We start from the raw sequence: 10,623 nt of genomic DNA, 5'->3' as shown, positions 1-10,623 counted from the left end.
GGCGAAGGGCGCGGTCACAACGTCATAAAGAGACTGGCTTGGCCCGCGGTGAAGCTCATGATCTCGTAGGGGGCCTGCTGGGGGCCGGGCATGCCAGGCGTGCCCTGGGGCATGCCGGCGAGGGCCAGGCCGTCGACGTCGGGACGCTCCTCAAACAGCGTCTCGATGGCCGCGAAGGGCACATGGCCCTCGATCACGTAGTCGCCCAGCATCACCGTATGGCAGGAGCCATGGCCGTAGGGAATGCCTGCCTCCTGCTTGATGATATGGAGCTCACGGTTTTCGATAATCTCGACCTCGATACCCCGGGCCTCGAGGTGTTCGGCATAGCCGTCACAGCAGCCGCACTGCGGATTCTTGTACAGGGTAGCGGTCGTGGGAACGGCGGCTTGGGTGGAGGCCGAAGCCAGTAGCAGGCCGGCGGCCAACAGAGCGGGAGAGCGCGTTTTCATCGATGGGTTTCCTTTATCGGGTGTGTAGAGCATGAGAGTCAACCGATTAGACGGTTTGGCGTCGCAGCCTGAGGGCATTGCCCACCACCGAGACCGAGCTGAACGACATGGCCGCGGCGGCGATGATCGGCGACAGTAGCACCCCGAAGGCCGGGTAGAGCACGCCGGCGGCGATCGGCACGCCCAGGCTGTTGTAGCCGAAGGCGAAGACCAGGTTCTGCTTGATGTTGCGCATGGTGGCGCGACTCAGCCGGCGGGCGCGCACGATGCCCATCAGGTCGCCCTTGACCAGGGTCACCCCGGCGCTCTCCATGGCCACGTCGGTGCCGGTGCCCATGGCGATGCCGACCTGGGCCTGGGCCAGGGCCGGGGCATCGTTGATGCCGTCGCCGGCCATGGCGACGAAGCGGCCCTCGGCCTGCAGTGCCTTGACCTTCTCGGCCTTCTGCTCCGGCAACACCTCGGCGATCACCTCATCGATGCCCAGTCGTCTGGCGACCGCCTGGGCGGTGGTCTGGCTGTCGCCGGTGAGCATCACGATGCGGATGCCGTCCTGGTGCAGGGCACGGATCGCCTCGGGGGTGGTCTCCTTGACCGGATCGGCCACCGCGACGAGCCCGGCGGGGCGCCCGTCGATGGCCACGAACATGGCCGTCTTGCCCTCGGCGCGCAGGGCCTCGGCGCGCTCGGCAAGCCGGTCGGCCGCGATCCCCTCGGCTTCCATCAGGGCGCGGTTGCCCAGTGCCACCGCCTGCTCGCCGACGCGCCCCTTGACCCCCTTGCCGGTGACCGATTCGAAGTCGGTGTAGCGCTCGGGCGAGACGCCGCGCGCCTCGGCCCCCTGGACGATGGCCGCCGCCAGGGGATGCTCGCTGCCGTGTTCCAGGGTGGCGGCCAGGCGCAGCACCTGGTCCTCTGTGAAGCCCTCGGCGGCCACCACATCCTGCAGCCGTGGACGGCCCTCGGTGAGGGTGCCGGTCTTGTCGACAATCAGGGTGTCGACCCGGCGCAGCGTCTGGATGGCCTCGGCATTCTTGAACAGCACGCCCAGCGAGGCGCCCTTGCCGCTGGCCACCATGATCGACATGGGCGTGGCCAGGCCCAGGGCACAGGGACAGGCGATGATCAGCACCGCCACGGCGTTGATCAGCGCATAGGCCATCGCCGGCTCGGGTCCCCAGATCCCCCAGACGATAAAGGTGATGACCGCTGTTACCACGACAGCGGGCACGAAGTAGCTCGCCACCACGTCCACCAGGTTCTGGATCGGCGCCCGGCTGCGGCTGGCTTCGGCGACCATCTGCACGATCTGCGCGAGCAGGGTGTCGCTACCCACCCGCTGGGCCTCGATCACCAGCGAGCCGGTGCCGTTGACGGTGGCCCCGATGACGTTCTCGCCCTGGGCCTTCTCGACGGGGATGGGTTCGCCGGTGATCATCGACTCGTCCACGGAGGAGCTGCCCTCGACGACGACGCCGTCGACCGGGACCTTCTCGCCGGGACGCACCCGCAACCGGTCGCCGATCTGGACCTGCTCCAGCGGCACGTCTTCTTCGCTGCCGTCGTCTCCGAGGCGCCGCGCGGTCTTGGGCGCCAGGCCCAGCAGCGCCTTGATGGCGGCATTGGTTTGACTGCGGGCGCGTAGCTCCATGACTTGGCCGAGCAGCACCAGGGTGACGATCACCGCGGCGGCCTCGAAGTAGACGCCCACCTGGCCGGCCTCATCGCGGAAGGAGGCGGGAAAGACTTGGGGAAAGGCCGCGGCGATCACGCTGTAGAGGTAAGCCACGCCGGTCCCCAGCGCGATCAGGGTGAACATGTTGGGGTTCTTGTTGATCACCGAGCGGTAGCCACGCACGAAGAAGGGCCAGCCGCTCCACAGCACCACCGGGGTGGCCAGGGCGAGCTCGAGCCAGACGCGGATGCCGTGGGGCACCAGGGCCTCCATGTTCACGCCGGGGATCATGCCTCCCATGGCCAGGATGACCACCGGGACCGCGAGGACCAGGCCGACCCACAAGCGCCGGGTCATGTCCTGGAGTTCCGGGTTTTCCTCCTCCTTGGCCGTCACCTGCCGCGGTTCCAGCGCCATGCCGCACTTGGGGCAGTCCCCCGGCTGGTCGGACACCACCTCGGGATGCATGGGGCAGATGTAGCGGGCGCCGCTCTGGCCAGCGTCTGCACGCGGCTGTGTCTTGCCCTCGTCGTGACTGCCGGCCCGATGAGCGGTGTGCACATGACCATCGGAGTGTCGATGCTGGTCCATGGAGGCTGTCTTCCTCCTTTTTAGTCGAGCGGCCTACGCGATAGGCGTAGGGATGATGAATGGTGGTCATGGCGCCACTGGGTGACCACCGCTTTAGCTTACCACCCTTGTGTTACCCAAGGGTCAAGGGCGATGACATGGGCCCGCTGTCCAGGTGCGAGGTCACGAGGCTCCCGCGGGTGTCTCGCCTCGCGACGTCTTTGTGGACACAGTGTGATCCGCCTGGACGAGGCAAACCTTGATCGAGGGCAAGGCGGGGAAACCGGCGGACGCCGGTAGAGGCAAGTGGGGCAGGGAAGAGACAGGGGGGCGCCACCTGGCGGGGTCGATTAGCCTGAAATCTCGATATCCCCGTTCATGCCGGCCTCGTAGTGGCCGGGAATATTGCAGGCGAATTCGACCTCCTCCTCGTCGGCGGGAGCCGTCCACACCAGCGTCGCGGTCTCGCCCGGGTCGATGGTTACCGACGGCATGGCATCGCCGTGGCCACCGCCATGATGGCCGCTGCCATGGCCATGCCCACTCGCAGCCATGTCACGCATCATCTCGCGATGCGCCGCCTGGGCCGCGGCATCCCCGATCACGAACTCGTGCTGGAGGTTGCCGGTGTTGGTGATCTCGAATTTCACGATCTCGCCCGGCTGGATATCCAACTGGCCGGGCATGAACCACATGTCGCCGGCCTCGAAACTGATGGTACGGTCCACGTTGCCGTCCTTGGGGGCCTCGTGGTGACCACCATGCTGGCCAGCGGCCAGGGCGGTCGTGGCCGCCAGACCGGTGGCGAGCGCCAGGAGTGTCTTGCGCATGGAAGAACCTCGGAGTGAAGTAAGGAATGCCGGTTATACGTCAGCAGGCTGAAAACGTCGAACTCAACAGCCGTCGGTGGCGACATTGGTGTCACATGATGTGGGCAGGGCAGGCGCGACGATGATCAAGGGAAGGGACGGCAAGCTGCTGTCGCCCCTGTGTGCCCTGCTAGGGGTGGCGCTCGCCTGGCAACAGCGTGGCGGCCTGGTTGGTCGCGAGGTCGGCCTGCTGGCTGCCGCCTATACGCGGCGGCTGTAGCGGTGGGGGTCAGAACGGGTAGTGGATGGACGCCGTCACCAGATTGAGATGGGCCATGGTCGGAGCATCGATTTCCTCGGTCTCCAGCCGAGTGACGAATCGGCGTCCCTGCCAGCGGACACCGAATCCCTGGACCCGCGCGGTCCCGCCGGCTTCCATCGAGGACGCGCGCCCCTCGGGGTCGCCCTGCCATTCCGCGAACCCGGACTTGGCATAGAGACCGAAGTTGCCCAGGCGCAGGCCGGCTACCAGGCTGCCGCCCAGGCTGGTGGTATCCAGTAACTGCTGGTCGCCGTCTCTCGCCACCGGGACGTCGTCGCTCTCCCGATAGCTGATCTCGGCGCCCAAATCCAGGCGGGGCAGGTGGGCGGGGGTGAAGCCGGCCGTGACACGAAAGCCCGAGGTATAGCCGTCCGGTGTCTGGACATCGCGGCCCTGAACCACCAGGCCGTTGTCGAGTGTCAGCATGCTCTTGCCGCCCGCGAAAGCCGGCGCGGCATCATCGCCCTTCGTCGAGAGGGGGAAGAGGCCGACGACCAGCAGGGTCGCCAGCGGGGCGAGTACTCTGGAAGTGGCTGTCATGGACCCTGGCCTTGGATCGGAAAGAAGGGTGGCGTGCCCGATCTCTAGTCATTATTTTTTTCAGGTTAGCAAGGCCTCGGTGTCAGCGCCAACTTGTTGGCGCTCGGAGACGCCCGAGTGTCACTTCACCCCGTCGAGCTCTCGATAGAGGGCGTCCAGGGTCGGGGTCGGGAGGCCGTGGTGGCGGGCCGCTGCACGCAGGGGGCCGAGGATCGCCTCATGCTCCGTAGGCCGGCCGGCCAGCACGTCCTGGAGCATGGAGGCGCGGTTGCCGGCGGTGCCTTCCACCACCCGCCAGACCAGGGCCTGCCAGCCGGAAACACCTACCCCCTCGGGTGGCGTGACACCCTCGGCGTCGAGGATCACGGCGACCTCATCGATCACGGCGTCGACCATGGGCCGGAAGGGACGGTCGCGCAGTTGCCCGTTGCGGATGCGGAACCGGGCCACCAGCGGATTGATCGCCGCATTGACGGCTAGCTTGCGCCATAACCGCAGGCGGATGTCGGGCACCGACTCGGTGGGCAGCCCCGCCGCCGTGAGCCGTCCGGCGAGGCGTCGGGCCAGGTCCTGATGGCGGCCATCCAGGCTGCCCAGCGCGGTCTGCCCATGGCCGGCGTGGACCACATGCCGGTCATCCTCCACGTAGGCCCCCTCGGTGGTGGTGGCGCAGAGCACCGGGCCGGGCCAGTGGTCGCTGACGAGCCGCTGGACGCCGAAACCGTTCTGCCACAGGACCAGCGGGGTGCCGGCAGGGAGCCGCTGTCGCAGCGACGCGACGACGGCCTCGACGGCCATCGCCTTGGTGGTCAGGTGCACCACCAGCGGGGTGTGGGTAGGAAGAGCATCCAGCGTGGTCGTCGGCAGGCAACGCACCAGCGTCTGTCCCTCCGGGGTGGTCAGCGTCTGTGTCGCGGGCAAGCGACGGCGTCCCGCCAGCCAGGTTTCCCCCCGGGTGGCGAGGCGCACCGCGAGCAGCCTGCCCAAGGCGCCGGGGCCGATGATCAGCGGTATCGGGTCGGTCATGGTCACGGGGCTCTCCGGGGCGGCATCAGGAGGGGCTCCGGCGGGGCTTGCCGGCGCGGCCCGAGCGTCCACCGCGCTTCGCGCCGCGCGCCGTTTTCCACGGCGTCCGGCGTCGGGATGGGGCAGTCTCTTCCCCGCGGGCCGTCTGCAGGGAGCGGGCCAGGCGACCGGCATCGGCGGCGGCGAGCAGGCCGTGCAGGTCCTCCACCAAGGCGTTGAGGAAGGGGCCGGGTTCGTCATCCTGCTCGGCGATGGCGGTCAGGCGCTGTTCCCAGAGCGCGGTGCGCTCCGGTCGGCCCACGGCCTCAGGCAGCGAGGCGATCAGTGCACTGCCGAGCCGCGTCGCCCGCAGGGCCTTGCCCCGGCGCACCAGGTAGCCGCGCTCGATGAGGGTCTCGAGAATGCCGGCCCGGGTGGCTTCGGTGCCCAGACCATCGGAGTCGCGCAGGGTGCGCCGGACCGCCGGGTCCTCGACATAGCGGGCGATGTTCATCATCGCCTTGATCAAGCTGGCGTCGGTGAACGGCTCCGGTGGACGGGTCTCGCGATCCTCCACGCCGGCGGCCTCGACGCGGCAGGCTTCGCCTTCCGCGAGTGGCGGCAGGGGCGGGGCCTCGTCGCGGGTAGTGAACAGCGGCTTCCAGCCGGGGGCGAGGACCTCCTGTCCCTTGGCGCGAAAGGTTTCGCCGTCGATCAAAAACGCCGCCTTCACGTCCCGGGTCTCGAGCGGCGGGTAGAACTGGGCCAGGACGTTGCGGGTGATCAGTCGGAAGACATCGGCCTCGGCCTTCTCGAGCCGTGAGAGGTCGGCGGGCTTGCCGGTGGGGGCGAGCGCATGGTGGGCGCCGACTTTCTGGTCGCTCCAGGCCTTGGAGCGCCGCGAGAAATCCGCACCGTCCAGCCAGCCGCCGAGGGTATCGTCGGTGCGGCAGGCGCCTTCCAGGGTGGCCCGTGCCGAGGCCCAGTGCTCTTCGGGCAGGTAGCGGCAGTCCGAGCGCGGGTAGGTGATCAGCCGGTGGCGCTCGTAGAGGCGCTGGCAGATGTCCAGCACCGCCTTGGCCGAGAGTCCGTAACGTCGCGCGGCATCCACCTGCAGTGCCGACAGGGAATAGGGCAGTGGCGCCGCCTGTCGGTTGTGCCGGGTCTCCAGCGCGCTGACCCTGCCCTGTGCCCCCGGCAGGCGCTCGGCGAGGGTATCGACGGGCGCCCGGGTCAGTAGCCGACCCTGGTCATCGAGGGGGTGCCCTTCGTCCGGCACCCACCAGGCCCGTAGGGTGCCGCGGGTGATCGCCAGATCGACCCACAGCACGAAGAAGGGGTAAGGCGTGAAGTCGCGGATCTCGGCGTCCCGGCGCACCACCAGACCGAGTACCGGGGTCTGCACCCGGCCCACCGAGAGCACGCCGTCGTGGCCGGCCTGGCGACCGATCAGCGTCCAGGCCCGGGTCAGGTTGATGCCATAGAGCCAGTCGGCGCGGGCCCGAGAGGCCGCTGCCCGGTAGAGAGGCGCATAACGGGCGTTGTCCTCCAGGCGGGTGAGCGCGCGCTGCACCGCCGGGCGGTTGAGGTCGCTGACCAGCAGACGGGCCACCGGGCGCTTCCAGCCGAGTGCCTCGATCACCTCCTGGACCAGCAGCTGGCCTTCCCGATCGGGGTCACCGGCATGCACCACCTCGTCGGCCTGCTTGAGCAGCCGACGGATCACCGCCAGCTGGTCGCGCGCCTTGGGGCGCGGGGTCAGCTTCCAACGCTCGGGCAGGATCGGCAGGTGGTCGAGCCGCCAGGTCTTGAAGGCCGGATCGTAGGCATCCGGCGGGGCCTGCTCCAGCAGATGCCCCAGGCACCAGGTCACCACGGTGTCACCGGCTACCAGAGCGCCGTCGTCGCGACGGACCTGGCCGGGCAGGGCCGCGGCGATGGCTCGGGCCAGGCTGGGCTTCTCGGCGATGATCAGGCGCATGGGACCTCGCGTGATGGTCAGGAGATGGACATTCTTCCAGTATTCATGGGGGCCTGCCAGATGTAGCCTTACCAGTTTGGTGTACAATTATTGTATCGGAAAAATCTTCGGGAGAGATAACATGCGCGAGCGTGGTCGCACCCGCCGCTTGCTGGGCCTCGGGGCCCGCACGGGCGGCGCCTTGATCCGTACCCGCCTCGGCGGTCAGGCCGACTGGCGTGCGCTCGGCGAGGCGCTGTTCGAGGGGCTCTCCGAACTCAAGGGGCCAGCCATGAAGCTGGCCCAGATCATGTCCCAGTGGGATGACCTGTTGCCGCCTGACCTCGCCGAGGAGCTCTCCCGCCTGCAGCGACAGGCCGAACCGATGCCCTGGGAAAGCATCCGCCGGCCCTTGGAGGCGCATTTCAAGGATCTCGACGCCACCTTCCGCGAGATCGAGCCGCGTCCCTTCGCCAGCGCCTCCATGGGCCAGGTGCATCGGGCCGTGACCCGACAGGGTGAGACGGTGGTGCTCAAGGTGCAATATCCCGGCCTCGAGCAGGTGCTGGAGCGGGACCTGGTGCAGGTGCGGCGGCTCATGCGCCTGGGACGTTGGCTCAACGTGCCCCAGGCGCGGCTCGACGCGCTGTTCGAGGAACTCGCGGTAAGCCTGCGCGGCGAACTCGACTACCACGCCGAGGCCGAGGCGCTGGCCCGCTACCGAGCCCGCTATGCTCACCTCGAGCACCTGGTGATTCCCGAACCGCTGCCCGACCTGTGCGGTCCGCATGTGCTGGCCATGCGCTACGTCGCCGGCACCCCGCTGCGCGAGTTGGAGGACGCCGAGGATGCGCTCCGCCAGCGCATCGCCACGACCCTGGCCGACTGGCTCACCGAGGAGCTCTTCACCCATGGCGAACTGCATGCCGATCCTCACGCCGGCAACTTTGCCGCCGACGACCAGGGACGACTGGTGATCTATGACCTGGGCGCGGTGATCCTCGTCCCCGAAGCCCGCCTCTCGGCCATGATGCGCCTTCTCGAGGCGACGCTGGCTATGGACCCCATGGCCATGGACGAGGCCCTGTTGGCGTTGGGGGGGCGCCAGGGACAGGGCGCGCCGCTGTCGCTCTACCGTGAGGCCGCCGAGGCCATCGCGCCGCTTTTCACGCCGGGGCCCAGCGACTTCGGTGACGTGCGGGTGCATCGGCGCCTGCGCGAACTGAGTCCCAAGGTATGGGCCGCCATGGACCGCCTGCAGCCACCGGTGGATACCCTGCTGCTGTCACGGACCCTCAATGGCCACTACTGGAACCTGGTACGGCTGGGCGCACGGCTCGACATGCATGCCCGTACCCGGCCGCTGCTGGCTCGCACCACGGCCTGACAGGCCCTGCCCAGGACCGCGGGCGGCTGGTAGACTGTGCGGTTTTCCGGTATGGGAGGCGGCGATGCTGGCAGTATGGGTCGAGCAACTGCTGGGGTATGCCTCGGGGGCCCTGGCGGTGATCCGGGAGGATGAGCGCTACCCGACATTGATGGCCTGGGCGCGCCGCGAGGGGCCGTCCCTGGTCGGCGGCGACCCGGCGCTGGCCCAGGCGCTGGCACCGGAACTGTGGTCCCAGACCCCTCTCGAGCGGCTCGACTTCGCGCCCGAGCCCCTGGCCCGGCCGGGTCGCAACGAGCCCTGCTGGTGCGACTCAGGGCGCAAGATGAAGCACTGCTGCGGCGCGGTGCACCTGCCGGGGCACGTGCCGTCCCATCTGATGTGGATGCTGTCATTGCGGGAGTGGAAGGGCGCCACCCTCAAGGCGGCGCTGGCTAGCGGTCGGGCCCCGGCCCAGGCGTTGCTCGAGGCCGGGCTGATCGCCGCCGAGTCCGGCCAGCGCGGCCGCGCCCAGCAGATCCTCGAGGCGCTGTTCGATCACGCCGACTGGGACCGGCTGCCCGAGCAGGCCGAGCCGGCCTTCGAGCTGCTCGTCGATCTCTATCAGGAGCGGGGGTTCCACCGCAAGCGCGAGGCGCTGCTCGACGAGGTGCTCACGCGCGGGCCGCTGTTCCTGCGTGGCGTAGCGTTGGAGCGGCTGTGCCTGATGCATCTCGATAATGACGATCTGGACAGCGCCCGGGCCGCCTTCGTGCGGGCCCAGCAGGCACTACCCGACTCGCCGACCCTGGCCTACATCGAGGCCATGCTGCTGCTCCACGAGGGTCATGAGCAGGAGGCCGCGGAGCGCTCGCGCTTCTGGTTCCGGCGCCTCGCCCGCCAGGGCGATCTCGAGTCGGAACAGCTGCAGTTCCTGGCCGATCTGGCCGCGAATCCCGGGGCGACGTTGGCCGAGCAGCTGCTCAATGCCGAGGAGGACCTAGCCGAGCCGCTGATGTCGCTGCAGGCGCTGCTCGAGGCGCTGCCTACCGCGCCACGCCTGGCGGTGCGCGTCGAGGCGGATGGCTCACTCGCCTATCACGCCACGGCCCGGGAGGATACCCTGCATGCCGCCTGGCAGCGGCTGTTCCAGGCTTCGGTCGACAGCGAGGCGCCGCTGGGCTTCGAGGCCGACCCCTGGCCCCAGGCCGGCGAGTGGCTGCCGGCGCTGTGCGCCCATCCCGAGTGGCTCGATTCACCCGCTGTGGTCCAGTGCCTGGCGCTGGCACTCACTAGCCGCTTCGGCAGCCTGCCGTGGATGGTGCCGAGCCTCTTCGCGCCGCTGGCCGACCGCCTCGAGCGCTGGCTCGACCAGGTGCGGGCCGCCGGCGAGGGTCCCTTCCTATGGGATACCGCCGACAACGCCGTGCTGCTGCGCACCGGCCTGGCCCTGGTGGTCGGCATGGAACGGGGGGCACGCCAACGCTCGCGGGAGCTCGCCGAGCGGTTGCTCGCCCTGGATGATCAGGACAGCCTGGGCCTTCGCGAGCTGGTACTCGACCAGTTGCTGCGCGAGGGGCGCGACGATGAAGCGCTGGCGATGAGCGAGCAGGCGCTGCACCGGCCGGGAGAGGACGAGCCGCTGCTCGGCATGCTGATGGGCAAGGTGCTGGCGCTGCTGCGTCTCGACCGCCGCGAGCAGGCGCGCGAGGCGCTGGCCCAGGCCCGGCATCACAATCCCCATGCCGCCGAGCTGCTGTGTGCCGAGAATCCGCGACCGGTGCCCGGCGGCAACGATGTCGCCGCGACCCCCGGCTCGCGAGCCGAGGCCTGGCAGTACCGGACTCTGATGCGTGACCAGTGGCGGGCTACCCCCGGCGCGCTGGAGTGGCTGCGCCAGCAGCTGTGAGCATCGCCATGGCCT

General features: G+C 69.1%; 9 protein-coding genes. 3 read left to right on the top strand and 6 right to left on the bottom strand.

Annotated features, from left to right (window positions below; all coding sequences use genetic code 11):
- Positions 1-14 precede the first annotated feature (14 nt).
- The 3 genes from FHR94_RS11415 to FHR94_RS11405 form a co-directional block, all read right to left on the bottom strand.
- On the bottom strand, positions 15-452 hold the full coding sequence (locus FHR94_RS11415) for a DUF411 domain-containing protein (RefSeq protein ID WP_183325843.1): 438 nt from the start codon (positions 450-452) through the stop codon (positions 15-17).
- Positions 453-498: 46 nt separating this feature from the next.
- Entirely contained in the window at positions 499-2,718 is a 2,220-nt protein-coding gene (locus FHR94_RS11410; protein WP_281376007.1) for a copper-transporting P-type ATPase, read from the bottom strand.
- A 329-nt stretch (positions 2,719-3,047) separates the two neighbouring features.
- Positions 3,048-3,527: a cupredoxin domain-containing protein gene (locus FHR94_RS11405; RefSeq protein WP_183325842.1), complete on the bottom strand. Its 480-nt coding sequence runs from the start codon at positions 3,525-3,527 to the stop codon at positions 3,048-3,050.
- Between the two features lie 121 nt (positions 3,528-3,648).
- Between FHR94_RS11405 and FHR94_RS11400 the strand changes: the two genes are divergently transcribed.
- Positions 3,649-3,786, top strand: coding sequence for a hypothetical protein (locus tag FHR94_RS11400; RefSeq protein WP_183325841.1), 138 nt, complete (start codon positions 3,649-3,651; stop codon positions 3,784-3,786).
- 9 nt (positions 3,787-3,795) lie between these two features.
- Here FHR94_RS11400 and FHR94_RS11395 read toward each other — a convergent pair whose 3' ends face one another.
- From FHR94_RS11395 to FHR94_RS11385, 3 genes are all read right to left on the bottom strand, one after another.
- Positions 3,796-4,368, bottom strand: a complete 573-nt coding sequence (locus FHR94_RS11395; RefSeq protein ID WP_183325840.1) for a hypothetical protein — start codon at positions 4,366-4,368, stop codon at positions 3,796-3,798.
- 120 nt (positions 4,369-4,488) lie between these two features.
- The gene (locus tag FHR94_RS11390) at positions 4,489-5,394 is read right to left on the bottom strand and encodes a ketopantoate reductase family protein (RefSeq protein ID WP_183325888.1); all 906 of its coding nucleotides are present in this window, start codon (positions 5,392-5,394) and stop codon (positions 4,489-4,491) included.
- A gap of 25 nt (positions 5,395-5,419) precedes the next feature.
- Entirely contained in the window at positions 5,420-7,354 is a 1,935-nt protein-coding gene (locus FHR94_RS11385) for a DNA topoisomerase III (RefSeq protein ID WP_183325839.1), read from the bottom strand.
- Between the two features lie 121 nt (positions 7,355-7,475).
- Here FHR94_RS11385 and FHR94_RS11380 point away from each other — a divergent pair, with 121 nt between their 5' ends.
- Positions 7,476-8,720 carry an ABC1 kinase family protein gene (locus FHR94_RS11380; protein WP_183325838.1) on the top strand — a complete coding sequence of 415 codons (1,245 nt, stop codon included), beginning with the start codon at positions 7,476-7,478 and terminating at the stop codon, positions 8,718-8,720.
- A gap of 64 nt (positions 8,721-8,784) precedes the next feature.
- Complete coding sequence (locus tag FHR94_RS11375) at positions 8,785-10,608, top strand: SEC-C domain-containing protein (RefSeq protein ID WP_183325837.1); 1,824 nt, start codon at positions 8,785-8,787, stop codon at positions 10,606-10,608.
- The last annotated feature ends 15 nt before the right edge of the window (positions 10,609-10,623 follow it).

It is taken from the genome of Halomonas cerina (genome assembly GCF_014192215.1).
Lineage (GTDB): Bacteria > Pseudomonadota > Gammaproteobacteria > Pseudomonadales > Halomonadaceae > Halomonas > Halomonas cerina.
This window is presented reverse-complemented; position numbering and strand designations above follow the sequence as displayed.

Bases quoted from the DNA above. Each gene is read 5' to 3' on its own strand.
- FHR94_RS11400 (WP_183325841.1), top strand. From the start codon at position 3,649: ATGATCAAGGGAAGGGACGGCAAGCTGCTGTCGCCCCTGTGTGCCCTG.
- FHR94_RS11390 (WP_183325888.1), bottom strand. From the start codon at position 5,394: ATGACCGACCCGATACCGCTGATCATCGGCCCCGGCGCCTTGGGCAGG.
- FHR94_RS11375 (WP_183325837.1), top strand. From the start codon at position 8,785: ATGCTGGCAGTATGGGTCGAGCAACTGCTGGGGTATGCCTCGGGGGCC.
- FHR94_RS11410 (WP_281376007.1), bottom strand. From the start codon at position 2,718: ATGGACCAGCATCGACACTCCGATGGTCATGTGCACACCGCTCATCGG.
- FHR94_RS11415 (WP_183325843.1), bottom strand. From the start codon at position 452: ATGAAAACGCGCTCTCCCGCTCTGTTGGCCGCCGGCCTGCTACTGGCT.
- FHR94_RS11380 (WP_183325838.1), top strand. From the start codon at position 7,476: ATGCGCGAGCGTGGTCGCACCCGCCGCTTGCTGGGCCTCGGGGCCCGC.
- FHR94_RS11385 (WP_183325839.1), bottom strand. From the start codon at position 7,354: ATGCGCCTGATCATCGCCGAGAAGCCCAGCCTGGCCCGAGCCATCGCC.
- FHR94_RS11405 (WP_183325842.1), bottom strand. From the start codon at position 3,527: ATGCGCAAGACACTCCTGGCGCTCGCCACCGGTCTGGCGGCCACGACC.
- FHR94_RS11395 (WP_183325840.1), bottom strand. From the start codon at position 4,368: ATGACAGCCACTTCCAGAGTACTCGCCCCGCTGGCGACCCTGCTGGTC.